The 25,036-nt window shown below is 69.6% G+C and carries 34 protein-coding genes and 1 tRNA gene; 9 read left to right on the top strand and 26 right to left on the bottom strand.

What is annotated here, in order from left to right; genetic code table 11:
* Positions 1-55: 55 nt before the first annotated feature.
* From ABJD39_RS02055 to ABJD39_RS01940, 24 genes are read right to left on the bottom strand one after another with little or no spacing between them, the layout of a single operon-like run.
* Positions 56-565 (bottom strand): uL15m family ribosomal protein, encoded by a 510-nt coding sequence (locus ABJD39_RS02055; protein ID WP_348611464.1) that lies wholly within the window; start codon positions 563-565, stop codon positions 56-58.
* Positions 565-1,023: a 50S ribosomal protein L30 gene (locus ABJD39_RS02050; RefSeq protein WP_348611462.1), complete on the bottom strand. Its 459-nt coding sequence runs from the start codon at positions 1,021-1,023 to the stop codon at positions 565-567. Before ABJD39_RS02050 ends, ABJD39_RS02055 begins: the two co-directional genes overlap by 1 nt.
* Positions 1,023-1,670 (bottom strand): 30S ribosomal protein S5, encoded by a 648-nt coding sequence (locus tag ABJD39_RS02045; protein WP_348611459.1) that lies wholly within the window; start codon positions 1,668-1,670, stop codon positions 1,023-1,025. The genes ABJD39_RS02050 and ABJD39_RS02045 overlap by 1 nt, the downstream gene beginning before the upstream one ends.
* Positions 1,663-2,226 carry a 50S ribosomal protein L18 gene (locus ABJD39_RS02040; RefSeq protein ID WP_348611456.1) on the bottom strand — a complete coding sequence of 188 codons (564 nt, stop codon included), beginning with the start codon at positions 2,224-2,226 and terminating at the stop codon, positions 1,663-1,665. The genes ABJD39_RS02045 and ABJD39_RS02040 overlap by 8 nt, the downstream gene beginning before the upstream one ends.
* A complete protein-coding gene (locus ABJD39_RS02035) occupies positions 2,226-2,687 on the bottom strand; it encodes a 50S ribosomal protein L19e (protein WP_348611454.1) in 462 nt (153 codons plus the stop codon). Before ABJD39_RS02035 ends, ABJD39_RS02040 begins: the two co-directional genes overlap by 1 nt.
* Entirely contained in the window at positions 2,684-3,388 is a 705-nt protein-coding gene (locus ABJD39_RS02030) for a 50S ribosomal protein L32e (protein WP_348611451.1), read from the bottom strand. The genes ABJD39_RS02035 and ABJD39_RS02030 overlap by 4 nt, the downstream gene beginning before the upstream one ends.
* Positions 3,389-3,925 carry a 50S ribosomal protein L6 gene (locus tag ABJD39_RS02025; protein WP_348611449.1) on the bottom strand — a complete coding sequence of 179 codons (537 nt, stop codon included), beginning with the start codon at positions 3,923-3,925 and terminating at the stop codon, positions 3,389-3,391.
* A 2-nt stretch (positions 3,926-3,927) separates the two neighbouring features.
* Positions 3,928-4,320: a 30S ribosomal protein S8 gene (locus tag ABJD39_RS02020; protein ID WP_348611447.1), complete on the bottom strand. Its 393-nt coding sequence runs from the start codon at positions 4,318-4,320 to the stop codon at positions 3,928-3,930.
* A 2-nt stretch (positions 4,321-4,322) separates the two neighbouring features.
* Entirely contained in the window at positions 4,323-4,514 is a 192-nt protein-coding gene (locus ABJD39_RS02015; protein WP_348611444.1) for a 30S ribosomal protein S14, read from the bottom strand.
* On the bottom strand, positions 4,511-5,035 hold the full coding sequence (locus ABJD39_RS02010) for a 50S ribosomal protein L5 (RefSeq protein ID WP_348611441.1): 525 nt from the start codon (positions 5,033-5,035) through the stop codon (positions 4,511-4,513). The genes ABJD39_RS02015 and ABJD39_RS02010 overlap by 4 nt, the downstream gene beginning before the upstream one ends.
* Positions 5,032-5,781 (bottom strand): 30S ribosomal protein S4e, encoded by a 750-nt coding sequence (locus ABJD39_RS02005; protein ID WP_348611438.1) that lies wholly within the window; start codon positions 5,779-5,781, stop codon positions 5,032-5,034. Before ABJD39_RS02005 ends, ABJD39_RS02010 begins: the two co-directional genes overlap by 4 nt.
* 1 nt (position 5,782) lies before the next feature.
* On the bottom strand, positions 5,783-6,145 hold the full coding sequence (rplX, locus tag ABJD39_RS02000; RefSeq protein WP_348611435.1) for a 50S ribosomal protein L24: 363 nt from the start codon (positions 6,143-6,145) through the stop codon (positions 5,783-5,785).
* Positions 6,142-6,540 (bottom strand): 50S ribosomal protein L14, encoded by a 399-nt coding sequence (locus ABJD39_RS01995; RefSeq protein ID WP_348611433.1) that lies wholly within the window; start codon positions 6,538-6,540, stop codon positions 6,142-6,144. Before ABJD39_RS01995 ends, rplX begins: the two co-directional genes overlap by 4 nt.
* On the bottom strand, positions 6,540-6,872 hold the full coding sequence (locus tag ABJD39_RS01990; RefSeq protein WP_222916136.1) for a 30S ribosomal protein S17: 333 nt from the start codon (positions 6,870-6,872) through the stop codon (positions 6,540-6,542). The genes ABJD39_RS01995 and ABJD39_RS01990 overlap by 1 nt, the downstream gene beginning before the upstream one ends.
* The gene (locus ABJD39_RS01985) at positions 6,857-7,372 is read right to left on the bottom strand and encodes a ribonuclease P protein subunit (protein WP_348611429.1); all 516 of its coding nucleotides are present in this window, start codon (positions 7,370-7,372) and stop codon (positions 6,857-6,859) included. The genes ABJD39_RS01990 and ABJD39_RS01985 overlap by 16 nt, the downstream gene beginning before the upstream one ends.
* Position 7,373: 1 nt before the next feature.
* A complete protein-coding gene (gene rpmC / locus ABJD39_RS01980; protein ID WP_348611426.1) occupies positions 7,374-7,592 on the bottom strand; it encodes a 50S ribosomal protein L29 in 219 nt (72 codons plus the stop codon).
* Positions 7,593-7,595: 3 nt separating this feature from the next.
* Entirely contained in the window at positions 7,596-8,591 is a 996-nt protein-coding gene (locus ABJD39_RS01975) for a 30S ribosomal protein S3 (RefSeq protein ID WP_348611424.1), read from the bottom strand.
* A gap of 1 nt (position 8,592) precedes the next feature.
* Positions 8,593-9,051, bottom strand: coding sequence for a 50S ribosomal protein L22 (locus tag ABJD39_RS01970; protein ID WP_348611421.1), 459 nt, complete (start codon positions 9,049-9,051; stop codon positions 8,593-8,595).
* 2 nt (positions 9,052-9,053) lie between these two features.
* The gene (locus tag ABJD39_RS01965) at positions 9,054-9,476 is read right to left on the bottom strand and encodes a 30S ribosomal protein S19 (protein WP_348611419.1); all 423 of its coding nucleotides are present in this window, start codon (positions 9,474-9,476) and stop codon (positions 9,054-9,056) included.
* 1 nt (position 9,477) lies between these two features.
* Positions 9,478-10,206, bottom strand: coding sequence for a 50S ribosomal protein L2 (locus tag ABJD39_RS01960; protein ID WP_348611416.1), 729 nt, complete (start codon positions 10,204-10,206; stop codon positions 9,478-9,480).
* 2 nt (positions 10,207-10,208) lie between these two features.
* Complete coding sequence (locus ABJD39_RS01955; protein ID WP_348611413.1) at positions 10,209-10,463, bottom strand: 50S ribosomal protein L23; 255 nt, start codon at positions 10,461-10,463, stop codon at positions 10,209-10,211.
* A complete protein-coding gene (rpl4p, locus tag ABJD39_RS01950; RefSeq protein WP_348611410.1) occupies positions 10,460-11,206 on the bottom strand; it encodes a 50S ribosomal protein L4 in 747 nt (248 codons plus the stop codon). The genes ABJD39_RS01955 and rpl4p overlap by 4 nt, the downstream gene beginning before the upstream one ends.
* Positions 11,206-12,222 (bottom strand): 50S ribosomal protein L3, encoded by a 1,017-nt coding sequence (locus ABJD39_RS01945; RefSeq protein ID WP_348611407.1) that lies wholly within the window; start codon positions 12,220-12,222, stop codon positions 11,206-11,208. The genes rpl4p and ABJD39_RS01945 overlap by 1 nt, the downstream gene beginning before the upstream one ends.
* A 10-nt stretch (positions 12,223-12,232) precedes the next feature.
* Entirely contained in the window at positions 12,233-13,066 is an 834-nt protein-coding gene (locus ABJD39_RS01940; RefSeq protein ID WP_348611405.1) for an RNA methyltransferase, read from the bottom strand.
* Positions 13,067-13,338: 272 nt separating this feature from the next.
* Between ABJD39_RS01940 and ABJD39_RS01935 the strand changes: the two genes are divergently transcribed.
* From ABJD39_RS01935 to ABJD39_RS01895, 9 genes are all read left to right on the top strand, one after another.
* Positions 13,339-13,409, top strand: a tRNA-Gly gene (locus ABJD39_RS01935).
* 121 nt (positions 13,410-13,530) lie between these two features.
* A complete protein-coding gene (locus ABJD39_RS01930; protein WP_348611402.1) occupies positions 13,531-13,932 on the top strand; it encodes a CBS domain-containing protein in 402 nt (133 codons plus the stop codon).
* Positions 13,933-13,989: 57 nt separating this feature from the next.
* Positions 13,990-14,304 carry an MTH1187 family thiamine-binding protein gene (locus ABJD39_RS01925; RefSeq protein ID WP_348611399.1) on the top strand — a complete coding sequence of 105 codons (315 nt, stop codon included), beginning with the start codon at positions 13,990-13,992 and terminating at the stop codon, positions 14,302-14,304.
* A gap of 96 nt (positions 14,305-14,400) precedes the next feature.
* Positions 14,401-17,049 carry a heavy metal translocating P-type ATPase gene (locus ABJD39_RS01920; protein ID WP_431357860.1) on the top strand — a complete coding sequence of 883 codons (2,649 nt, stop codon included), beginning with the start codon at positions 14,401-14,403 and terminating at the stop codon, positions 17,047-17,049.
* Positions 17,050-17,122: 73 nt separating this feature from the next.
* Positions 17,123-18,124, top strand: coding sequence for an arsenic resistance protein (locus ABJD39_RS01915; RefSeq protein WP_348611396.1), 1,002 nt, complete (start codon positions 17,123-17,125; stop codon positions 18,122-18,124).
* 102 nt (positions 18,125-18,226) lie between these two features.
* Positions 18,227-19,039 (top strand): orotidine-5'-phosphate decarboxylase, encoded by an 813-nt coding sequence (gene pyrF, locus ABJD39_RS01910; protein ID WP_348611393.1) that lies wholly within the window; start codon positions 18,227-18,229, stop codon positions 19,037-19,039.
* 69 nt (positions 19,040-19,108) lie between these two features.
* Entirely contained in the window at positions 19,109-20,899 is a 1,791-nt protein-coding gene (locus tag ABJD39_RS01905; RefSeq protein WP_348611391.1) for a histidine kinase N-terminal 7TM domain-containing protein, read from the top strand.
* Between the two features lie 294 nt (positions 20,900-21,193).
* Positions 21,194-21,736 (top strand): J domain-containing protein, encoded by a 543-nt coding sequence (locus ABJD39_RS01900; protein WP_348611388.1) that lies wholly within the window; start codon positions 21,194-21,196, stop codon positions 21,734-21,736.
* 126 nt (positions 21,737-21,862) lie between these two features.
* A complete protein-coding gene (locus tag ABJD39_RS01895) occupies positions 21,863-23,485 on the top strand; it encodes a GTPBP1 family GTP-binding protein (RefSeq protein ID WP_348611386.1) in 1,623 nt (540 codons plus the stop codon).
* A gap of 45 nt (positions 23,486-23,530) precedes the next feature.
* Here the strand turns inward: ABJD39_RS01895 and ABJD39_RS01890 are convergent, their stop codons facing one another.
* Together ABJD39_RS01890 and ABJD39_RS01885 are read right to left on the bottom strand one after the other, a co-directional pair.
* Positions 23,531-24,289, bottom strand: coding sequence for a hypothetical protein (locus tag ABJD39_RS01890; RefSeq protein WP_348611383.1), 759 nt, complete (start codon positions 24,287-24,289; stop codon positions 23,531-23,533).
* A 141-nt stretch (positions 24,290-24,430) separates the two neighbouring features.
* Positions 24,431-25,033: a hypothetical protein gene (locus ABJD39_RS01885; protein WP_348611381.1), complete on the bottom strand. Its 603-nt coding sequence runs from the start codon at positions 25,031-25,033 to the stop codon at positions 24,431-24,433.
* Positions 25,034-25,036: the final 3 nt, after the last annotated feature.

The following is a 25,036-nucleotide window of genomic DNA, read 5'->3' as shown; positions in this document are numbered from 1 at the left end:
GTGGTGTGTGAAGAAGTGCGGTTGTGAACGGCTTTGTCCGTCGTGACGGCGGCGACTACTCGTCGTCGTCGCTGTCGGCGTCGGACTGTTCCTCGGACGCCTCGGCGTCGGCCTGCGCCTGCTCGGCGCGCTCCGTCAGCTCCGCGGAGCCGCCGGCCTCCTCGATGAGGCGGCGCGCCTCCGCGGTGAACGCGTCGGCCGTGACGTGCAGCTCCCCGCGGACCTGCCCGCCGCCGAGCACCTTCACGACGTCCACCTCGTGACCGTCCTCGGCCACGTCGCGGGCGTCGAGAGCGTAGCCGTCGCCCTCCTCCTCGGCGAGGTCCTCGGCCGCCAGCAGGGCGGCGTCCTCGTCCAGCTTCTGGACGGAGACCTCGACGACCTCGTCCTGCACGCCCTGCGGGCGCTTGAAGCCGTGCTTGCCGAGCGGACCGTACAGCTGCCGTTCGTGCTTCTTGCGACCCGCGTTCCCGCGACCGCCCCGGTGACCGGCGCCGCGCCGGTTCTTGTGGGAGCCGCCGCCGTGGGTGCGCGAGCCGCGCTGGCGTCGCTTCTTGCTCGTCATTATCGCATCGCCTCCAGGAGCGGGTCGATGTCGTCGTGACGACCGAGCGCGCCGCCGTTCTTCACGGCGTGCTTGATGCCGTCGTGGCCGCCGCGCGGGGCGTGCAGCCGCAGCACGGGCGAGAGACCCTGCTCGCGCAGGGTCGTCTCCTCCTCCACCAGCGCCTCGGCCAGTGACTTGACGTCCGAGTACTCGGTGTTGTCCGAGACCCACTCGTCGTCGATGTCGGCGTCGCCCTCGTCGGGCTCGCCGCGACGCGCGAGCAGCATCGCGACCGTCTCGACGTCGGGCTCGCCGAACGCGACGAAGTCGTTCACCTTCGCGATCATCCCGCGGTAGGTGTCCTCCTCGGGCACCAGCGCGCAGTGGTTGATCGCGTGAATGTTGAGCATCTTCAGGGTATCGCGCTGGCCGGCGGACATGTCGATCTCGCCGCGCAGTTGGACGACCGCCTGCATCAGTGCTCACCCTCCGCTTCGCGCTGGACGCGCCGCGCCCGGTCGGGCGTGCGCGCCTGCGAGGCGTTCTTCAGGGCGTTGAACGTCGCCTTCGCGAGGTTGACCGTCGTCCGCGTGTTCCCGTTCGAGGACGTCCAGGCGTCCTGGATGCCCGCGAGCTCGAGGATGTTACGGACGGTCGGCGCCGCCGCGAGGCCCAGCCCCTGCGGGGCGGGCTTGATCTCGACCTCGACGGAGCCGGCCTTGCCGGTCGCCGTCCGGGTGAGGGAGTTGACTCCGCCGGCGGAGTCCTCCCACGAGCCCGAGCCGCGGTCGACCTTGATCATGTTGAGCTTGGCGACCTCGATCGCCTTCTGGATCGCGCCGCCGACCTGGTCGTCGCGCCCCTGCGCGTACCCCAGGTAGCCGTCGCCGTTGCCGATGGCGACGACACAGCGGAACTTCACCCGACGCCCGGAGTCAGTCATGCGCTGGACCATGTTGATGTCCAGCACCTCGTCCTCCAGGTCGGGAATGAGCTGGTCGACCAACTGGTACTCCTTCAGCGGGAGCCCCGAGTTGAGCGCCTGCTCCATCGAGGTGATGTCGCCCTCCTGTACCTTCCGGCCGAGCCGCGTGCGCGGCTCCCATCCGCCGTTTCTACTCATTGTCGAATTCCTCCGTCAGAGTCTCCCGAAGCTCGTCGAAGTGCTCGGGCAGGTCCGCCGCGTCGAACTCCCCGCTGTACAGCGGCTCGTCGAGCTGCTCGTCGTACTCGGCGATGTGCTCGCCGCGAGTGCGCGACCAGTCCGCGAGGACGCTGTCGTTGTGGGGGATCTCGAGCCCGGCGTCGATCGCTCCTTCCTGCACCGCGAACGCCTTGTTCCCGGGCGTGGCGGTGTTCAGGCCGATGTCGAGGACGGCCTCGTCGAGGCCCGCCTCGACCGCCCGCAGTCCCGCGAGGTAGCCCGTCAGGTACGCGCTGGGGAGATTGGCCGTGGGGGCCTCCCAGCCGTAGTCCGCGAGGTCCTCGCTGGACGCGGCCGCGTGTGTCTCGTCGCCGTTGGGGCCGGGGGAAACCAGCTGCGCCCTGACGTGCTTGTTCGACAGGCGCGCGACGAGGCGCGGCTTGCCGGATTTCAGCAGGCGCAACCTCTGGTGGTAGTCCGTCCGGACTTCCCGGCGGCGACGCATCGGTACCTTATAGCGTGGTCCGGTCGCCATCAGTCGTCCTCCAGTGTTACGTCGTAGTTGTTCACGATGTACGAGTCGAGTCGTCGCACGTCCTCGAACGATCCGCCCGAGGCCTTGTTGTACAGCTCGCGGTACTGCGTGCTGTCCAGGGGCCCGTCGTCGCGGAGCGACTTGAGGCGTGCGCGCTGGGCGCGAATTCGCGCGATCCAGTCGTCCTTGGAGTTCTGCCGGCCGCCGGCTTTCCCCTTGCGGGAGCCGGCGCCGGTGCGGTGGCCGTACGAGCGCTTCTCGTCGCGTTCGCGGGCGCGGCCGCGGGAGTTCCCCTTGGCGTCTTTCGCGCGGATGTTGCCCTGTTCGATCTGCTCGCGGATGTCCTCACGCGTGATCGCGTCCGCGAGCTCGTCCTGTGCCTCCGGGTTGAACCATACGCGGCTCTTGCCGACATCGAGTTCGTCGGACGCGAGCCGGCGCTGTGCTGCCAGGTCGCTCATTGGTCAACCTCCACTTCGACGTAGGTCGGGTTGAGGACGCGGATCTCGCGGTCCTCACACTCGTCTTCGATGGCCTCGCGCTTGCGACCGCCGACGGTCGAGGCGATGCGTACCGCCTGCGTCGACGGGTCGACGCCCTCGATGTCGTCCGTGTTGAACACGCGGACCTCCTCGAAGCCGCTCGGGTGCAGGCCGCGGGCGGCCGTCGGCGAGCGGTAGCCCGCCTCGACCTTCGGTCCCTTCCCGCCCATGCCACGGCGCTGCTTCGACAGCGTGCCGCGCGGGCGCCGCCACGAGGTCGGGATCCGCTTCTTCTTGTGGTAGTCCTGCCGGTTGAACTGCGGCGTGGACTCGCGGAGCTTCTTGGCGAGCGCGCGGGCGCGCTCGTCGTCGAGGTCGGGCGTCTTGTCCGCGTGACCGCGCGGGCGCAGCTCCGTCTCGACGTCCTCGGCCTCCTCCTCGTCGGCCTCAGGCTCCTCGTCTTCGATCTCGGCGTCGGCCTCCTCGTCGACTTCGAGCCCGCCCACGTCCGCCTTGATGCGGGCCGCGAGGGCGTTCCCGACGCCGTCGACCTCCGCCAGTTCCGACTGCGAGGCCGCCTTCACGTCCTCGACGGTCCCGTAGCCGGCCTCGCGGAGCGCGTCGGCCTTCGACGGGCCGACGCCGGAGACGTCCTCGAGTGAGTCGATCTCGTCGCTCATTTAGACATCACCCGTGGGCGTGCGCGTGATGTACACGCCGTCCTGGAAGATGCGCGTGTCCTTGTCGGTCACGCGGGTGAGTTGTTCGATGCTGGCGGCCGTCTGCCCGACGTCCTCCTTGGACGGGCCGGTCAAGACGAGCTCCTCGCCGTCGATCTGTACGTCGGTGTCGCCGCGGATCGCCGCGCGGCGGGGTGCCGTTTCCCCGAGGAAGTTCGTGATGACGACTTCGTCGCCCTCGACGTCCACGTCCATCGGGAAGTGAGCGTAGAAGACTTCCATCTCGTACTCCCATCCCTCGGTGACCCCGTGGGCCATGTTGTCCACGTGGCTCGCGAAGGTGCCGACGGTCGCGTTCGTCTTGCGGTCCGCGTCGTCCGGGTACGCGATGACGACGGCGTCGTCCTCCACGGAGACGCTCACGTCCGGGTACCACAGGCGGCGCGTCACCGAGCCGTTCGGCCCCTCGATCGTGAGATCGAGGTGGTCGAGGTCGGCGGAGACGTCCTCGGGTAGTTCGATTGTTCGTTCTGTCATTGTCAGTAGACGTATGCGATCACCTGGCCACCGATGCCCGCCTCGCGGGCCTCGTAGTGGCTCATGACGCCGTGACTCGTGGTCACGATGAGTGCGCCGTAGTCGCGTGCGGGGAGGAACCGCTTCTCCCACTTCTCGTAGCCGTCCGCGGCCACGGAGTAGCGCGGCTTGACGGCGCCACACTCGTTGATCGCGCCTTTTAGTTCGACCTCGAACGTTCCCGCTCGGCCGTCGTCCACGAACTCGAAGCCGCCGACGTAGCCGTTGTCGTACAGCACTTCGAGCGTGGAGCCGATGATGTTCGAGGCGGGCTGGACCGTGTATTCCAGATGACCGACGTCCTCGGCGTTGTCGAGGCCGGCGAGGGCGTCGGAGAGGGGGTCGTTACCTGCCATTGTTATCGGTACTTCCGGAAGCCCATGTCGCGGGCGATCTCGCGGAAACACTGGCGACAGAGGTTGATGTCGTACTTGCCGACGAGCCCCTGTTTGCGCTCGCAGCGCCGGCACGCGACCTCCTGGCCGGTGCGCTTTGCGGCGTGCTCGCCCGTTTCCTCGGGTCCGGTCGTTTCTGTGTCTGCGTCGCTCATGCTGTGACCTCCACGTCGAACTCTCGTTCGAGGAACGCGACGGCGTCGTCGACGCTCATCCGGTGACCGGTCGGGATCGACCGAGTGACCTTGTCCCGCTGGGAGACGCGGTAGCCCGGTCGCGTGAGGGTCACGGTGACGTCGAGTCCGTAGATGCCGATCTGCGGGTCGTACTCCTGACTCGGGAACTCCGTGTGCTCGGCGACGCCGAAGCTCACGTTGCCCGTGTCGTCGAACTGCGAGGCCGAGAGATCGGCCAGTTCCAGCGCGGTCTCGAGGAACTCGTCGGCGTCCTCGCCGCGCAGGGTGACCTTCGCCCCGATGGGGTCGCCGGGTCGGATGTCGAACTCGCCGATGGCGCGCTTGGCCGTCGTGCGAACCGTGTTCTGTCCGGTGATCTCCTCGAGGATATCCTCGCCGTTGGCGAGCTCGCGGCCGCCCTGACCGACGCCCATGTGGACGACGACCTTCTCGATGCGCGGTTCGCGCATGTCGTGGAAGTCCGCGTCAGCCTCGCTCATTCGTCGTCACCTCCGTCGGTGAAGTTCTCGTCGATGACCACGACGTACTCCTCGATCGTCTCGAAGCCGGGTTCGACGGCTTCGCCGTCTCCGTCCGAGGCGCTGTCCGCCTCGCTGTCGTCCTGTGCGACGGCGACGGCGTTGGTGCCGGAGCCGGCGGTGACGGTGATCTCCTCGATCGTGCCGATCTCGCCGGCGTGTCCGCCGGTGACGGCAGTGACGAGCGCGCCCTCCTCGTACGGGAAGTGCGCGACGACCTCCTTGGTCTCGTTGTCGACGACGAGCGAGTCGCCGCCGGCGTAGCTTCCGTCGTCGCTCACGAGGGTCGTCCCGTCGTGCAGCGTGTACTGGAAGTCGCCGCCGGCGACCTGCGTCTTGCCGGCGACCTTCCCGAGCCGCGAGGAGGCGGCCTCCTCGTCGATCGGTGTCAGCGAGAGCCGGCCGCCCTCGCCGGGGAACACGCGGTAGTACTCCTCGCGCTCGGCGAACGCCAGGATGTCGAACATCCCGACCGGGCGGGCCTCGTCTGAGACCGCCTTGCCGTTGACGAGCACGGATCCGTGATCGAGCGCGTAGCGCGCCTCCTTGCGCGAGTCGACGTACCCCAGCACGTCCCGAAGGACGATGAGCAGGGGAACGCCCGACTCGCCGTGCGGGCCCGCGCCCGCCTTCACGGTGAACGTCTCTTCTTTCCGCTCGATCGGCCACGAGTTCGGGGCCGACAGTCGCTTCTGGTGGTTACTCATGTTATGCAGCCTCCTCGTCGGACTCCAGACGCGCCTCTCGGCGGTCGTCCTCGAGGTCGAGCTCGACGACACGCACGTTCGAGGTGTCGAGCGGGCGCGGGGTCTCCTCCCCGTCGGCCTTCTCGACGGTGACGTCCTCGACGTGGATCACCGACGCGCGGAGATCCACCTCGATGACCTCACCCTCCTCGCCCGCGAAGTCGCCGCGCATGACCTCGACGGTGTCGCCCGCGTTGACGCGGACGTTCCGCTGGCCGTACTCCTCCCGGAGCTCCTCCGAGAGGGTGGCGCGGACGAACTTCTGCCGCTCGTGGAGCGGCGCGTCTCGGGTCCGTGTGCGCTGTTTGTGCGGTTGTTCGCTCATACGATCTGTGTCGCGGTGGACGCGATGCTCCCGAAGCGTTCGGCGACTTCCCGCGCGATGGGACCCTTGATCTCGGTCCCGCGCGGCTCCTCCATGTCGTCGATCACGACGGCGGCGTTGTCCGCGAACTTCACGCGGGTGCCGTCGGGTCGACGGATGGCCTTGCGCTGGCGGACGATAACGGCCTCCAGCACCTGGCGTCGCATCTCCGGCGTCCCCTTGGTCACCGAGACGGTGACCTTGTCGGCGACGCCCGCTTTGGGGTGGCGATTCTTCGTCCCCGAGTAGCCCGACACGGAGATGACCTTCAGCTCACGCGCGCCGGTGTTGTCGGCGCACGCGATCAGGGAGCCCTTCTCCAGGCCCTGCGTGACGTCGGCCTTCAGGGCCTCCATCAGGCATCACCCTCGGTGTCGAGCGTCTCGACGACTGCGTGGCTCTTCGTCTTCGACAGCGGCCGCGTCTCGGCGATGCGGACCTGGTCGCCTTCCTCGACGTCGAGGCAGGGCGACAGGTGCGCCGGCACGCGGCTTCGTCGTTTCATATACCGGTCGTACTTCGGCACGAATACGTCGTATTCGCGCTCGACGACGACCGTCTTGTCCATCGATGTGGAGGCGACCGTTCCTTCGAGCGTCTGTCCGCGCACGGAAAGCGATCCGTGGAACGGGCAGTTCTCGTCGGAGCAGGCCTCCTCCGGTTCTGTTACGTTCAGTCCGATTGCCATTGGTGATCACCCGCACGTTCCGTGCGGAAGGCGGGTCGTGAGAGCAGTCTGGCCCCATCCACCGTAACGGAGACCGCGTCCTCGCAACCGTCCGACTGACCGGCTGTGACCCCGGTAGTTTCGTACTGCCCGTGCGCCCCGGCCAGTGTGGGGTGCATGGGCGACGGAAGTTCGAACGCGGACCCGGGGGCCTTGCGGTCCCCCGCGGCTTCATGTGTGACGGGCGCGCCTCGCGAACGCGAGTCGTCGCCCGTGCTGGGCTCGGTGTGACGGCGGCCCACGCCGTCTCCCGAATGCTGCGTCGAGAGGACGAACCGGAACGTCGTCCCCTCCTTCGGCACCTGCTTGTCCCCCCGAGCGGTGCGCACCGTGAGGGTGCGCATGCTCTCGGACACGACGACGCCCGCGAGCCCGACGTGGGCGTCGCTGGCGGCGGCGACCACCCGTACCGGGAGGCCGCGGAGTTCGTGTCGCGTGAGCGTTTCGGGGGTGAGTGCCATGTTATTCGTCGGTGTCGTTCAGGTCGCCTTCCTCGCGCTGGATCGTCTTGGTCCGTGCGATCGTGCGCTTCAGCTCGCCGACGCGACCCGGGTTCTCCGGGGCGCCGCCGGCCGCCTGCACGGCCTTCGCGTTGAGTAGCTCGGTCTCGAGCTCCTCGAGTTCGGCCTCGCGCTCGGCGGCCGTCATGTCGCGGATCTCCTGGGTGTGGAGGATCGCCATCGGTTACTCCTCCTCCTCGTCGTCCGCGTCGTCTTCGTCTGCAGATTCCGCCTCATCGGCTTCGTCTGCCGATTCCGCCTCGTCGTCCTCGTCCGCTTCCATCTCCGCGACGAGATCTTCAGCCTCGGACTCGACGTCCTCGTCGAGGTCGTCGAGCTCGGGCTCGTCCTCCTCGGACGGCTCGGCCGTCTCCACCGCGTCGCCGTCTGCGGTCTCGTCGGCCTCGATGACCTCCTCGACGACGTCCTCGTCGATGACGTCCTCGGGGTCGGCGTCCGGGACGTCCTCGTCGCCGCCGGGGATCTCGGGCTCCGTCTCCGGAACCTCCTCGTCGTCCACGTCGGCCAGCAGGTCCTCGACGCCCTCGCCGGACGCGGCGGCCTGCTCGACCTCGGGCGCGTCGGCGTCCTCGGCGATCTCGAAGTCGTCGGGCAGCACCGCCCCCGGCGGGATGATCTTGACGGTCACGCCGATGGTGCCGAGCTTCATGACGGCCACGCCCTGGCCCTCGTCGACGACGTTCTCGGCGGGCTCGCCGTTGTGCTTGATGTAGCCGCGGTTGAACTTCTCCACGCGCGAGCGGGCGCCCGTGACCTTTCCGGAGAGGACGATCTCGGCGCCCAGCGCGCCCGAGTCCATGATCCGGTCGATGGTCGTGTGGCCCGCGCGGCGGAAGTACCAGCCGCGCTCGAGGGCGTTCGCGAGACGGTCCGCGACGATCTTCGCGTTGAGGTCGGGTTCGTCGACCTCCTGCACGTCGATCTGCGGGTCGTCCATGTCGAAGCGCTCCTCGAGCTCGGTGGTCACCTTGCGGATGTTCTTCCCGCCCTTGCCGATCACCATGCCGGGCTTCTCGGCCTTGAGCACGATCTGTGTGCCCATGGGCGTCTTCGCGACCTCCATCCCGCCGTAGCCGGCGCGACCGAGCTCGTCCTCGAAGAACTCGTTGATCTGGCTCCGCTGGAGCCCGTCCTCGATGAACTGGTGCTCGTCCGCCATGTTACTCGTCCTCCTCGATGATCATTTCGACGTCCACTTGCGGGGTGTTCCAGGCGCTCGCGCGACCCATCGCTCGGGGCTTGCGGCCCTGCTGCTCGCCGACCTTGTGGGCGGCGACGTGTTTGATCGTCATCGACTCGCCGTCGAACCCCTGCTCGTCGGCGTTGTTACTGACGTTCTCAAGGAGCTTCAGGAAGTCCTTGGAGGCCTTCTCGGGGTAGCGGCCGGCGTCCCAGCCGTCGATGTCCGAACGGTGACCGACACCGGAGTTGTGCTTGCGGAACGGGACGGAGCGATCCCCGTCGATGACCGCATGCAGGTACTCCTCGGCGTCGGTGACCGTCTCGCCTTTCAGTTCGCGGGCGATGGCCTTGCTGTGCTTGAAGCTGATCTGCCGCTCGCGGAGCATCCCCTTGGCGGTGGTCTCCGGGTCGGCGTCGACGCTGTAGCTGATTCCCATTGTTACTTGAGGGGCACGAACTTCGAGGACCGGGTCGCGCCGATGCCGGCCTGACCGTGTTCCACGGAGTTGCGAGTCTGGTTGAACTCACCCAGGTAGTGGCCGATCATCTCGGGCTCCACCTTGACGCGCTCGAAGTGGCTTCCGTCGTACACTTCGAACGTGAGCCCGACGAACGACGGCACGATCGGCATGTCCCGGACGTGCGTCCGGATCGGATCGTTGGCCGTCTCCTCGTCCGTGGCGTCCTCGGTGTTCTCCAGCAGCTTCCGCTGCTGGGTCCCGAGTCCTCGGTTGATGGTTCGCCGCGCGCGGGCGGGAAGCAGTGCTTTGACCTCGTCGAGCTCCATCTCCTGCAGCTCGTCGAGCGTGTGGCCGCGGTAGGTGAACTCACCCTCGCGACCGGTGCGGTATTCCGAACTCATGTTATCTGTCTCCACCTCGACCGGTTCGCTTCGAGGCGATGTCGCCGACCTTCCGCCCCGGCGGAGCGTTCCGCGAGACGGACTTCGGCTGTCCGGGGTGCTGGCGGCCGCCGCCACCGAACGGGTGGTCGACGGCGTTCATCGCGACGCCACGGACGCGCGGGTACTTCGTCCCGCGACTGCGCATCTTGTGGTACTTCTTCCCGGCCTTCACGAACGGCTTCTCCGTCCGACCGCCGCCCGCGACCACGCCGATGGTCGCGCGGCAGTCGGGGTTGAGCCGCTTGACCTCCCCGGAGGGGAGCTGGACGACCGCGACGTCGCGGTCGTGGGTGAGCAGCGTCGCGTTGACGCCCGAGGCGCGGGCGAACTTGCCGCCGTCGCCGGGCTTGGACTCGACGTTGCACACGGGCACCCCCTCGGGAATCTCCGAGATGGGGAGCGTGTTGCCGGGCTTGATTTCCGCGGAGACGCCGACCGATAGCGTCTCGCCGACGGTGATGCCCTCGGGCGCGAGCACGAGGCGGCGGTCGCCGTCCTCGAACTTCACGTCCGCGATGGGCGCCGACCGCGCGGGGTCGTGCTCGATGCCGACGATCTCGCCGTGGACGGTGTCCGCGTCGTCCTCCGCGATCTTCTTGTGCTGTTTGTCCGATTTGTACCGGTGCGACGGGGCTCGGAACGTCGAGCCGCCGCGACCGCGTCGTTGTCCCTGAATTCTGCGTCCCATTATCAGAACACCCCGATCCGGGAGGCGACTTCCTGCGCGTCGCTGTCCTCGCCGAGTTCGACGGTCGCCTTCTTCTTCCCCTGCGGGGTCACCTGCGTCCGGACCGACTCGACGCCCACGTCGAACTGCGCGGCGACGGCGTCGGCGATCTCGGGCTTGTTCGCGTCGATGTCGACGATGAACTGGAGCTTGTTGTTGAAGTCCATCTCGTCCATCGCCTTCTCGGTGACGAGCGGGTGGTGGATGACCGAACTCATCGCTCGGCCACCTCCTCCAGCGCGCTCTCGGTGAAGACGGTCAGGCGGCCGGCGTGCGTGCCGGGCGCCAGGTCCTCGACGCTCACTTCGCGACCGGTGACCACGTCCGCACCCGCGAGGTTGCGCGCCGCCTTCGACGGCTCCTCGCTGGTGACGAACAGCACCGACTTGGGCTCGCGCATCTTGCGACCGCGGGTCGTCCCGCGGCCGGCGCGAATCGTGCGCCCCTCGTCGGCACGCTCGATGTCGTCGGCGACGCCGACGGCCTCGAGGAAGGAGACGACCTCCTTCGTCTTGACGAGCTCCTCGAACTCGTCGGAGACGACGAGCGGCAGCTCGGTGTCCTCGTCGAAGGCGTGGCCGCGCTCGGCCACCCGCTCGGCGTCGGCGGTGGCCGCGATGGCCGACCGCGTCGCGAGCTTGCGCTCCTTGTCGTTCACCTTCTTGGTCTGGTCCTTCTCGGCCTTCGGCGGGTGGGCCTTGCGGCCCTTGACGGTCTGCGGGACGCGGCGACCCTGCCCGTTCGAACGGGGCACGTGGGCCATGCCGCGGCCGGAGCCGAACGACTCCGCGGGAGTGCGGAGGCCGGCGAACTCGTCGGCGCCGTACGCCTGTTTCCGGTTTGCCTGTGCGGCGACGACGGACCGCTGGATCAGATCCGAGCGGAACTCCGTCTCGAAGACGTCGGGGAGGTCGATTTCCCCGCTCTCGTCGCCGTTCAGGTCTCGTACTGTTGCCTTCATTATCCTTGGTTCGATGCGGTGGAGACGTAGCGCACCTCGGGGTCGAGGCGCGGCTGGTCGTTCGGCCGGATGGCCGGTCGGAGCCGCAGGAGGCGCTTGGAGGGGCCCGGCAGCGAGCCCTTCACGAGCGCGTAGTGGCCGTCCACCTCGCCGTAGCCCTTGAAGCCGCCGTCGACGGAGGCGTCGTCGCCCTCGCCGAAGTCGATGAGCCGCTTGTTGAGCTCCGTGCGCTGGTGGTAGCCGGTCTGTCCCTGCTGAGGGACCGTCGAGCGAACGCGCGAGGGGTTCCACGGGCCGAGGTTACCGATCCGGCGCCGCCAGCCCTGCCGCGCGTGCTTGCCCTTCCGCTTCTGGACGCCCCAGCGCTTGACGGGGCCCTGGGTGCCCTTCCCCTTCGTGATGCCGGAGACGTCGGCGTACTCGCCGGCGCGGAAGACGTCGCCGAACTCGTGTTCGCCGCCGTCCTCGACCAGATCGAGCGCGTAGTCGAGGCGCTCGTCCATCGAGGCGCCGCCGACACGCGTCTCCATCACGTCGGGCTTCTTCTTGGGGACGTTCGACAGCTTCGCCGGTTCGGTGTGCGTGATGAACCGGAGGTCGTCGACGACGCCGTCGTCGACCAGTTCGCGAAGCTCCTCGGCGTCCGCCTCGAAGGTGTTCTCCGCCGGCAGGTCGAGCGTGCGCTCGAGCTCATCGTGGAACTCGGTGGCCCACACTTCGGTGACCGGCTTCTGTCCGTACGGCGTGTTCTCGTAGGCTCGCAGGGCGACCGCGCGCATCGGCGGCACCTCCACGACCGTGACGGGAACGGACTCCTCCATCCCCTCTCGCGGGGAGTCGGATTCGTCGTTCACCATCACGACGTGGGTCATGCCCGCCTTGTAGCCCGCGAAGCCCTGGACGCCGGCTGCGCCGTCGTCGTCGGGCCACGAGCGGATGCGGGGGACTTCACTGCTCGCGCGCTTGCGCGGGCCGAAGCCCAGCGAACCCTTGCGTGGTCTGCTTGGTTGTGGCATTGTGTTTGGCTTACTCCGTGAGTGTGAGAGGCGAGAGCGCGGCGAAGATCGCTTCTTCGGTCCGCACCACCTCGCTTCCCTGTCGCGGAATCGCGTTCAGCCAGAGGTCGAACCCCGAGCCGTCCGTGGCGTCGGGGTCGACCGGGACATCCTCGGTGTCCATGCCGAGGATGGCCGGGAGCCCCCTGCCGGGTGAGCCGAACGCGACGGCGACGTGTGTGTCGCGCGTGCGTGTACGCACGTCCGCCAAGCCGGACACGGACAGCTCGCGTCCGTGTCGCGACGTGGCGATCGCGGTCTCGGCGTCGGCGAGGGCGTCCTCCAAGGCCGCGCCGGCCACCCGAAACCCCGGTGCGGGGTCGTCGGTGAGGCGGGCACGGACTGGTTCTCTCGAAGAGACCCTGACGGTGACGCGCTCCCCCTCCACGTACTCCCGTCCGGGAGACGCGTGCAGGGAGATCGGGTGTTGCGTTCCGCAATTGACCCGAACGCGGCCTTCAGGTCCGACCTCGGTCACGATTCCCTCTCGTAGTTCCGACCCGTCCGGGCCGGAGCGAGCGGGCCGCATCGGCGGGAGCACGCCGACGTACCGGAGTTCGTCGCGTTTCCCCCACACCTCGCGTCGGAGGTAGGAGGGAGTCGCGCAGTACTCCAGCACGGTTCGGACGTACTCGCCGCCTCTGCGACGTTCGCCTTCCCGGTCGGGGAAGACGACCAACCGGTCCGCCCGGAAGACCGTCGCCGCGCGGGCGACGTAACCGAGTTTTCGCGTGGCCTCGCGGCCGTCCTCGGCCTCCCGGACGAGCGACGACGGAACGAGCACATCGAGCGTCGTTCCGTTCATTGTCGCTGCACCGGACTGTACTACGTGGATCCTCAGCCGCGGCGTAAAAGGGTGTTGAATCGCACTCCCCGGCGTCACGGCTTCACACACCCGTCAACCGGCGTTTCACGTGTGAACCACTCACGTGCCACGTGGCGTCATCCGGAGTGGGACCGGATCGCACGAGATGTTCCCACACGGCGCTGTTGGAGGAACGGATTTATATACAACCCTGCCGTTAGTGGTGAATGCGCACCGGGAGAAAGCCAGAGACGGCGCCCGGATGCAGGTACGCACTGGTAGTGTAGTGGTATCACGTGACCTTGCCATGGTCACAACCGGGGTTCAAATCCCCGCCAGTGCAGTTCTACTCCGACAACTCGACTCCCGAGACGCAGTCCTGTCAGTCACTGTTCTGGTCGAGCACCACTCGACTCCTCGCGACATCAACGCTTATTCCGCCCCCGACGGATCCCCGAGTACCAATGGACGATCTAGACGACGTGTTCGTCGCGCAGGTGATGTCCGAGAGTCTCTACACCGTCTCCCCCGACACGCTGGTCGAGGACGCCGCGACGGGGATGATGGAGCGCGGCATCGGCTCGGTCATCGTCGTCGACGACGACGGCACGCTCCGTGGCATCCTCACGAACACCGACTTCGTGCAGATCGTCGCGGAACGACAGCCGAAGGATCGGACGCCCGTCTCCGAGTACATGAGCACCGACCTCATCACCGCCGACCCCGGCGACTCGTTGGCGGACGTGGCCGCGACGATGCTGGAACACCGGTTCCACCACATGCCCGTTACCGACGGGGAAAGCGGCGTCGTCGGCGTCGTCTCCACGACCGACCTGACGGCGTACGTGTCGAACATCCCCCGGTAGCCGCGCAGAGCGACTCCCGGCGGATCGCTTTTGCTCGGGGACGGTGTACCGCCGGCCGTGACAGTCATTGCCCTGCTGAGCGTCGCGCCGGTCGTCGAGGGGAGTATGGCGGGGGAGGTGGCGAAGGCCGTCGCCGCGCTCGACGAGTTCGACGTCGAATACGAGACGAATCCCATGGGAACCGTGATCGAGGCCGCCGAGATCGAGGAACTCATGGCCGCCGCGACGGCCGCACACACCGCGGTCGACGGCGACCGCGTCTCCACGTTCCTGAAGATCGACGACAAGCGGACCCGCGACCAGTCCGCCCGCGAGAAGGTCGACGCCGTCGAACACGAACTCGGTCACCCGGCCCGGAGCGACGAGAGATAATAACTCAACACCGATTCGGTAGTAGGATCGAGTAAGATCCACCCGAGTATTGGCAGCTAAGTTAATAACTGACGAGACGCTACCGTCGACTAAGTCATGACTCGCGACGACGCCGTCGACGGATCGGTCCCGGTCGACGACTCCGGGACGGCCGCCGACACCGACGAGCGCGATCCGCGAGCCGACGCCTCGCTCGACCTCGCGGTGCCGGAGATGGACTGTGCCTCCTGCGCGTCGAAAGTCGAGGGGAGCGTCTCCGATGTCGACGGCGTCATCGACATCGACCCGTACCCGACGACCGGCAGGCTCTCGGTCGCCACCGACGGCACCGTCGACCGCGAGGCGGTCGTCGCGGCCGTCGAGAGCGCGGGGTACGCCGTCGAGGACGACCTCGAATCGGTGACGCTGTCGGTGCCGGAGATGGACTGCGCCTCCTGTGCGGGCAAGGTGACGGGCGCGCTGGAGTCCGTCCAGGGCGTGCGCGACCTCGACACCCACCCGACGACCGGGAGGGTGCTCCTCCGCTTCGACCCGGACGCGACGACCCTCGCGGCCGTGGTCTCGGCCGTCGAGTCGGCCGGCTACGAGGTCGTCTCCACGTCGCTCGACGCTGAGGGCGACGCCGGCGACGGCGACGAGCGCTCGGTGTGGCGGAGTCGACGGGCGTACGCGACGTACCTCGCGGCGGTGCTGACGGGGATCGGGCTGGTGCTCGCGAACCCGCTCGCGCCCGCGGATGCCGGCCTCGCGGTCGACCTGTTCGGCCGGGCGGTGCGCGTCGGCGACCTGGCGTACCTCGCGGCCGTCGCCGTCGGCGGCGTCGCCGTCTTCCGCAACGGCTACTACTCGCTGCGCCAGCGCAGCCTCGACATCGACCTGCTGATGAGCGTCGCCATCCTCGGCGCCGTCGCCGCCGGCGTCGGCTTCGACGAGCCGCTGTACTTCGAGGCGGCGACGCTGACGACGCTGTTCTCCGTCTCCGAGCTGCTTGAGGGAGCGGCGATGGACCGCGCACGCGACTCCCTCCGGGAGCTGATGGAACTGTCGCCGACGGAGGCGACCGTCGTGCGAGACGGCGACGAGGAGGTCGTCCCGGCCGAGGCGGTCGACGTCGGCGAGACGGTCGTCGTCAGGCCCGGCGAGCGGGTCCCCCGCGACGGCACCGTCACCGACGGGACGAGCGCGGTGAACCAGGCGCCCGTCACCGGCGAGTCCGTCCCGGTCGACAAGGCGCCCGGCGACGAGGTGTTCGCGGGCACCATCGTCGAGGGCGGCTATCTGGAAGTCGAGGTGACGACCGAGGCCGGCGAGGACACGCTCTCGCAGGTCGTCGACATGGTGGAAGCCGCACAGGGCGAGCGCTCCGAGCGCGAGCAGTTCGTCGAGCGCTTCGCGAGCTACTACACCCCGGTCGTCGTCGGCTTCGCCCTCGTCGTGGCGCTCGGGCCGCCGTTAGCCGTGGGGGCCGCCTGGGACACGTACGTCCTCTACGGGCTGACGCTCCTCGTGCTCGCGTGCCCGTGCGCGTTCGTCATCTCCACGCCGGTCACGGTCGTCTCCGGCATCACCTCCGCCGCCCGCAACGGCGTCCTGATCAAGGGCGGCACCCACCTGGAGGCGATGGGCGACGTGGAGGCCGTCGCCTTCGACAAGACGGGCACGCTGACGAAGGGGGAACTCACCGTCACCGACGTGATCCCGCTGGGCGACAACTCCCAGGAGGACGTGCTCCGCTGTGCCCGCGGCCTCGAACTCCGATCCGAACATCCCATCGGCGACGCTATCGTCGACCGTGCCGAGGCCGCGGGCGTCGACGACCGCGCGGTCGACGACTTCGAGGCGGTGACGGGGAAGGGCGTGCGGGCGACGCTCGACGGGACGCCCCATTACGCCGGCAAGCCCGGGCTGTTCTCGGAACTCGGCTTCGACCTCTCGCACGTCCACGCCGCCACCGACGGCGGGGTCGTCACCCGGACCTCCCGCGCCATGTGCGAGCGGAACAACTGTCTCGACCTCCTCTCGGACACGGTCCCCGAACTCCAGGCGGCGGGGAAGACCGTCGTGCTCGTCGGGGCCGAGGACGATCTGGAGGGTGTCATCGCCGTCGCCGACGAGGTTCGCCCCGAGGCGCGCCGCACGGTCGAGCGCCTCCGCGAGGCGGGCGTCCGCACGGTGATGCTCACCGGCGACAACGAGCGGACCGCCCGCGCGGTCGGCCGCGAGGTGGGGATCGACGAGGTACGCGCGGAACTGCTCCCGGACGAGAAGGTCGCGGCCGTCGAGGAACTGCTCGCCGAGCACGACGGCGTCGCGATGGTCGGCGACGGCGTCAACGACGCGCCCGCGTTGGCGACCGCGACCGTCGGGATCGCGATGGGGGCCGCCGGCACGGACACCGCCCTCGAGACCGCGGACGTGGCGCTGCTCGCGGACGACCTCTCGACGCTGCCGTACCTCCGGACGCTCGCCGAGCGCGCGAACGCGATCATCCGGCAGAACGTCTGGACCAGCCTCGCGGCGAAGGCCGTGCTCGCGGCGGCGGTCCCGTTCGGCCTCGTCCCCATCTGGTTCGCGGTCCTCGCGGGCGACGCGGGCATGACTGTCGGCGTCACGGCCAACGCGAGCCGGCTGGCGCGCGTGTCGCCCACTGACTCCGATGCGGGAGCCGCCCCGGTCACGGACGGCCCGACTCCCGGCGACGAGCCGGGGGACCTGTCGCCGCCGGCGGCGCGGACGGCCGAGTGATCCCGCGACCACCCTCCCGTATGGCCGCGAGTTCGACATCCTGTTGCTTCGGACGCGACAACGCGGGGCACGAATGACCCGAACCGCGTGGCTCCGGCGCAATCAGATCGCCGTGTACGCGGTCGCGGTCGCACTCGCGCTCGGCGCCGCGACGATGCGGCCGGGGGCGACGCCCGCACTCGGGAGGGTCGTCGACCCGGTGCTCGCGGTGTTGCTGTACGTGACGTTTCTGGAGGTGCCGTTCGTGCGCTTCCGGGCGGCGTTCACCGACGCGCGGTTCCTCGCGGCGGCGCTTTCGACGAACTTCCTCGTCGTCCCGGTCGTCGCGTGGGCGCTCACCCGCCCGCTCGCGGGCGATCCCGTGATCCTCGTGGGCGCGTTACTCGTGTTGTTGACGCCGTGTATCGACTACGTGATCACGTTCACCGGCATCGCCGGCGGCGACGCCGAACAGCTCACCGCCGCGACGCCGGCGCTGATGCTCGTCCAACTGGCGTTGCTCCCGGCGTACCTGTGGCTGTTCACCGGCGGCCGCATCGTCGGCGTCGTCGAGGTCGGGCCGTTCCTCGAGGCGTTCGCGACGATCATCGCGCTCCCGCTGGCGCTGGCGTGGGCGACGGAGGCGTGGGCCGAACGCGCCGACGCCGGCCGACGCGTCCAGTCCGCGATGGGCGCGCTCCCCGTGCCGATGCTGGCGCTGACGCTGTTCGTCGTCATCGCCTCACAGTTTCCGCGCGTGAACGCGGCGTTCGACCGGATCGCGGCCGTCGTCCCGGTGTACGTCGCCTTCCTCGCGGTCATGGTCGCGGTCGGCCGGGTCGCAGCCGGCGTCTTCGACCTCGACTTGGGCGAGAGCCGGGCGCTCGTGTTCACCTCGGTCACGCGAAACTCGCTGGTCGTGCTCCCGCTCGCGCTGGCGCTCCCCGACGGCTACGCGCTGGCGCCGGCGGTCGTGGTGACCCAGACGCTCGTCGAGCTGGCGGGGATGCTCGTGCTCACGCGGGCGGTCCCGCGATGGATCCTCCCCGGGACACCGGACCCGGCCGTTGCGGCCGGCGGGTCATCGGACGACTGACCGGGAGCGGCTGAGCCGTCGCGTTCGTCGGCGACGACTTCGCCGTCTCCGGCGTCGGCCGAACCGGGAACGGTTTTCCTCCCCCGCGTCGAACCGCCGGCGATGACAGCGTTCAACGTCTTCTTCGAACGGCTCCGCGAGCGGATCGGCGCCCGCGACACCGTCGTCTCGGTGGGCCTCGACGCCGATATCGACCGCATCCCCGAGCACCTGCTCGAGAAGGACCTCCCACGGTGGGCGTTCAACCGCCGGATCATCGACGCGACCCACGAGTACACCGCCTGCTACAAGCCCAACGCCGCCTTCTACGAGGACGCCGACGGCTGGCGCAGTCTGCGGGAGACGGTCGCGTACGCCCACGGCAAGGACGTGCCCGTCCTGCTCGACGCCAAGCGCGGCGACATCGGCAACACCGCCAGGAAGTACGCTGAGCTGCTGGAGCACGTCGACGCGATCACGGCGAACCCGTACATGGGCCGCGACTCGCTGGAGCCGTTCCTCTCGAGGGCGGACAAGGGGGTGTTCGTCCTCTGTCGCACCTCCAATCCGGGGGGATCGGACCTGCAGGACCTGGAACTCTCCTCCGGCGAGCCGCTGTACCGCCGGGTCGCCGCGCTGGCAGACCTTTGGAACGAGCGCGGCAACGTCGGCCTCGTCGTCGGCGCGACCGCGCCGGACGAACTGGCGGAGTTGCGCGAGGAGGTGCCGGACCTGCCGTTCCTCGTTCCCGGCGTCGGCGCGCAGGGCGGCGACGCGGAGGCGGCCGTCGAGCACGGCCTCGCCGACGGCGTCGGCCTCGTCAACTCCTCGCGTGGGATCATTTTTGCAGGAGAAAATGCCGGCGATAACTTCGCGAAGGCGTCCGGCCAGGCCGCCAAACGGCTGCGCGATCGGTTGAACCAGTATCGGGACTGACATCACCCTCGCAAGCGCGACGGTGATCGGGGACCACCGTATATACGTGTTCGATGTGGAGTACACCCCATGTCGATCGAGGGCGTCGCGATCGTCATGCTCGCGTTCCTCGCGGGCGTGACCGCGGTCGTCGTCGGCGCGTCCGCCTGGCGCAACCGGGGGGATCCGGGCGCGACGGCGTTCGCCGCGATGATGGGCGGCGTCGCCGTCTGGTCGGTGACCTACGGCGTCGCGCTGACCGTCTTCGATCCCGCCGTCCGGCTGGCGCTGGAGGTGCCCCTGGAGATCGGGAAGGCGATCGTTGCGCCCGCGTGGCTGTTCTTCGCCCTCGGGTACGCCGGCCGCGGCGAGTACGTCACGCGCCGGCTCGTCGCCGCGGTGGCCGTGGTGCCCGTGCTCACGACGCTGCTCGTCGCGACCGCGCCGTCCCACGGACTCATGTGGACCGGCTACCGGATCGATCCCACGCTCGGCACGGCGACGGTCGTGTTCGACCCCGGGGCGTGGTTCTACCTCCACGCCGGGTTCGGCTGGACGGTGATCGGCGTGGGGATGGTGTTCCTCTTGGAGCCCGTAATCTCGTACGGCGATCGCTACCGCGACCAGGGGCTGGCGCTCATCGTCGGCGCCGTCGTCAGCTTCGTCCCCCACGTGAAGGCGGTGTTCTTCCTGCCGCCGGCGCCGGCGCTCGATCTCACGCCGCTCACGCTCGCGCTCACCGGCGTGCTGTTCGGAGTCGCGCTGTTCCGCTTCGACCTGCTCGGGCTGCTCCCGGCGACGCAGACGCTCGGGCGGCGCGCGGCTATCGAGGACGTCGGTGTCGGGCTCGTCGTCGTCGACGGAGCCGGGACGATCGTCGAGTACAACGCCGCGGCTCGGCCCGTTCTCAGCGTCGACGACGGGACGCTCGCCGCCGATTCCGCGGGGGAGTCGCTCGCCGACCGCGTGTCCGGCGTCGACGTGGAGAGCGCGGAGCCCCAGCGCATCGAGACGGCCGACAGCGACGGCTACCGCGTGTACGAGGCGACCGCCTCACCCATCGGCGACCACACCGAGCGGACCATCGGGTACACCGTCACGTTCGCCGACGTGACCGACCGCGAACTGCGACGACAGCGCCTCGAGGTGCTCAACCGGGTGCTTCGGCACAACCTCCGCAACGACATGACCGTCGTCGTCGGCAACGCGGACCTGCTGGTTGACCGCGTCGGCGACGACGAGCGACCGCTCGCGGACGCCATCGCCCGGCGTGGACGGGCGCTCCAACGCCTCGGCGAGAAGGCACGCGACGTCGAGGAGGTGCTCGCCGACGACGTGGCCGTCCGCGAGGTCTCGGTCGACGACCTGTATGCGGGGCTTCTCACACGCGCCCGCGATTCGTATCCGGACGCGTCGATCGAGGTGACCGTCCCCGAGGGCCTCTCAGTGACCGCCCGGGCGACGGTGCTGGAGACGGTGCTGTGGAACCTTCTCGAGAACGCCCTCGAACACGGCTCGAACCCGACGGTTCGCCTGTCGGCACGAACCACCGACGAAGGCGTCGCGTTCGCCGTCGCCGACGACGGCCCGGGGATCCCGGAGACGGAGTTGGAGAGCATCCGGTCGGGGACCGAAACCGCCCTGACCCACGGGAGCGGGCTCGGGCTGTGGGTCGTCCGCTGGGGGACGCGCGTGCTCGGCGCCGACCTCTCGTTCGAGGACCGCGAGCCGACCGGAACCGTCGCCACGGTGACGCTCGCGCCGGCCGCCGGAGCGGCGTCGCAGGCGACCGGGCCGTCCGGAAGCGATGACGCCCGGACGCAACCGACGAAGGCGGCTGACTCCCCGCCGGACGACCCGGCCCCCGGTCGAGGAGACTAGCGAACTGACTGGCTGCGGGCTCGCCCGAGCTACGCTGTCGATGCGGCCGCGCAGTCGGCACAGAGCCGGTGTTCGCCGTCCCAGTGGTCGTCGCAGACGGCTGTGCCACACCGTGAACACGTGTGTGATGCCGTCTCGCGCTCGCAGATCTGACAGAGTCCGGTGATACTCATCGTGGATCTCCGTCGGATCGTCGATGCGCATCGCCTTGGGCGCTCCGGAGAACCGCACGTGACGGGAACGCGGCGGCACCCGCGGCGAGGGGTTTACGGTCCGGCGCCGCCGATCGGGGGTGTGGACCGCGACGTGCTCCTGCTCGGGATCGCCGCCGTGCTCGCCGGCCTGACAGCCACGCTCGCGATGCTCGCGATCGCGTACTCGCCGTTCGTGATCCTCGCGGCGCTCCCGACCGGCGCGGCCGCCTACTTCCTCTGGTATCAGGCGTCCGGCCGGCTGAAGGAGGACATGCGCTCGCGGGCGGCCGGGCAGCGCTCGGCCCCCCGCGCCGGCGAGGGCGCCCCGGGCGGGAACTCCCGGTTCGCCCGCGAGGCCCGCGCTCGGATGGGTGACGGCGGTCGCGTCGGCCCGCGCGGCGCCGGCGGACGGGGAGCGCGAACCCGCGGTCGCGGCCCGACGGGCGGCGCCGCGATGGCCGGGAACTCCGGGATGCCGCCCGGCGACGCGCGTCGGACCCTCGGGGTCGACGCCGACGCCTCCCAATCGGAGGTGAAAGCCGCCTACCGTGACCGCGTGAAGGAGACGCACCCGGACTCCGGCGGCGACGAGGCGGAGTTCAAACGGGTGAACCGCGCGTACGAGACCCTCAAAGAGGACTGACCCGATCCGGCGGTTCGTTTTCACGCGTTCGAGCGATAGTCGACGCGGGAAGCCCCGTCGACTATTGTGACATTGCGTGACATACACGTGAAAACCGTTATACCCGCCCACCGCTACCCGTCGGCTATGGGCGCTGACCGGGCCGTGCTCACACGGACTATCGAGCGCGGCGAGGAGGAAGGCGGGAATATCGAGTTCAAAACCCGCCTCACGCGGGAAGTCCATCTCGCGGAGGGACGCATGGAGTCGCTGGCCGCACAGCTTCGCCACCGGGTGCTCTCGGGCGACGGCGAGGCGCTGTACGTGATCGGCGTCACCGACGACGGCGGCATCGCCGGCATCGCGCCGACCGCCTTCTCGGAGTCGATGGACGTGCTCTCCCTGCTCGCGGAGGAGGCCGACGCACACATCCACGAGGTCGAGACGTGGGCCGCCGGCACCGGCGAGGCGGAGGGGGGACTGGTCGGGCTCGCCACCGTCCGCGAGGGCGCCGCCTTCGAGGCGGACGACGACCACATCGTCGTCGGCACCGCCGGGCACGTCGACCACGGCAAGTCGACGCTCGTCGGCACGCTCGTGACCGGACAGGCCGACGACGGCGAGGGCGGCACGCGCTCGTACCTCGACGTGCAGCCCCACGAGGTGGACCGGGGGCTCTCGGCGGACCTCAGCTACGGCGTGTACGGCTTCGACGACGACGGCCCGGTCCGCATGGACAACCCCGACCGGAAGACCGACCGCGCGCGCGTCGTCGAGGAGGCCGACCGCCTCGTCTCGTTCGTCGACACCGTCGGCCACGAGCCGTGGCTGCGCACCACGATCCGCGGGCTCGTCGGCCAGAAGCTGGATTACGGCCTCCTGACGGTCGCCGCCGACGACGGGCCGACCAAGACGACCCGCGAGCATCTCGGCATCCTGCTGGCGATGGAGCTGCCGACGATCGTCGCGATCACCAAGGTGGACGCGCCGCCCGAGGAGCAGGTGCTGGAGGTCGAGCGCGAGGTCGAATCGATGCTTCGGGACGTCGGCAAGACCCCGCTCCTGACGGAGCGCCACGGCGTCACCACCGCCGTCGAGGAGATCGGCGACGGCGTCGTACCCGTGTTGCAGACCTCGGCGGTGACCGAGCAGGGGCTGGGCGACCTCGATCGGATGCTGGAGAGCCTGCCGAAGCGCGAGGACGACGCCGACGGCGACTTCCGGATGTACGTCGACCGCTCGTACGACGTGAAGGGCGTCGGCGCGGTCGCCTCCGGCACGATCCGCTCGGGGGAGGTGGAGGCGGGCGACGAACTCCTGTTAGGTCCGATGCCCGATGGTTCCTTCCGCGAGGTGGAGGTGCGATCCATCGAGATGCACTACCACCGCGTCGACAAGGCCCGCGCGGGCCGGATCGTCGGCATCGCGCTCAAGGGCGTGAAGGAGTCCGAGGTGCAACGCGGGATGGCGCTGGTGGAGCGGGAGAGCGGCCCCCGACCGGTCCGCTCGTTCGACGCGGAGGTGATGGTGCTCAACCATCCCACCCGGATCCAGAAGGGGTACGAGCCGGTCGTCCACCTGGAGACCGTCAGCGAGGCGGCCGTCTTTCATCCGGAGGGAGGACGACTGCTCCCCGGGGACACCGGCGAGACGGAGGTCCGGTTCAAGTTCCAGCCGTACCTCGTCGAGGAGGGCCAACGGTTCGTCTTCCGCGAGGGCCAAAGCAAGGGTGTCGGCACCGTCACCGGCGTGACCTACGCCGACGAGTAGCGGGCGGCCGCTCCGCCCTCGCGGTCGCGGAGCCACCGGTTCCGGTCAGTCCCGCAGGGTGACGTAGGCGTTCTCCAGCAGCGTCGGGAGGTTCCCGAGGATCGCCCGCGGCGCTCCGCGGCGCGCGCCGTCCAGCGCCTCCTCCAGCGCGGTCGCGGCGTCGCGGAACACGCCCGGTCCGTGGCCGACCAGCACACGCCGGACGGCGAGACCGCCCAGCGCGTCCCGCGGCGGCGTCGGTCGCAGGTGCGGCATCACCGCCAGCCGCTCGCCCGGGTTCGTGTGCGAGCCCATCGTCGTCAGCGCGTCGCCGACGACGAGCGTCCCCCGACGGGGATCGTACAGTGCGATCTCCCGCCAGAATCGGCTGACCACCGGAACCGTCCGGAGGCCGGTGTCCGCCGGCTCGCCCGCGAAGCGGGTCGTCGGCGCGTCGACGGCGAGGTCGCCGAGGTGGTCGTGGACGAACACTCGGACGCCGTGTCGCTCGGCGATCCGCGCGGCGTGCCGACGGTGGTTGTCCGTGAGCACGACGACCCCGGCCACGGGTCCGAGCTCGCCGACCGCCGCGTCGAGGCCGTCGGCGTCGACGGGGTCGACGAGCCAGACGACGTCCCCGCCCTCCCCGTGGGCAGCGGTCCCCCCGCGGGTTCCGTCCTCCCCGTCGACGCCTCCCGGTTCGACGACGAGCGCGTGTCCCGTTCGTTCGAACTCCTCGTCCGGGTGTGCCATCCACGAGAGGCCGCCGTCCCATCGGTCGACGACGGCGAAACCGTTGCCGACGCCGGATCCCTTGAGGGGCATACGGCGGGGGACGCGCTCGGTCGACAAGTACCGTACGGGACGCCGAGAACGTCGGGTGGGCCCCGACGCCGTCGAAGGCGGCCGACAGCACCTCCCCCGGCGTCGGCCAGCAGAGCTGCGAGTCTCGACGGGCCCGCGTTCTCACGCGTCGCGTTCGGTACGATCGTCAGGATCGTCGTGGTCGTCGCGGTCGCCACGGCGGTCGCGTTCGTCGCGGAGGTCCCGGAGGGCCCCCGTCGCCGCGTACGCGCCGTCGTGTTCCTCGGCGAGGTCGAGCAGCACGAACCACCGCAGGTGGCGCTCGACGCGCTCGCGCCACACCGACTCCCAGTCGGTCGTCCGGAACCGCTCCCAGTTCGGCACGCGGTCGACGAACGCCGCGAACGCGTCGTCGGCGGTGAGCCCGGCGGCGTCCCCGTCGGAGTCGCCCGCCGCCCCAGCCGCGAGGAGCGCGTCGGCGACGTCGCCGGCGCCGTACACGCCCGCGAGGAACTGCTCGCGCACGTACGCCGGCGTCGGCTCCGCGCGGAGCCGCTTGAAGCCGTCGTCGGTCTCCTCGGCGAGTCCGAGCGCGCGGAGGAACGTGAGCCACGTCCGGGCAACGTCGCGCGATCGGAAGCCCAGCCGCCGCATCAGCCGGGCACAGCAGTCGTCCTCGCTGCCGGGGACCAGCGGCACCGCCGCCTGCGCCTCGGCGACGAACGCGACGGTGTCGGGCGCCTCCGGGACGAGTTTGAACTTCATCGC

Origin of the sequence: Halobaculum rarum (assembly GCF_040025155.1) — an archaeon.
In the GTDB taxonomy this organism is placed as follows: Archaea; Halobacteriota; Halobacteria; order Halobacteriales; family Haloferacaceae; genus Halobaculum; species Halobaculum rarum.
Note: the sequence above shows the minus strand (reverse complement) of the source record. Positions and strands in the feature narration are given on the sequence as shown.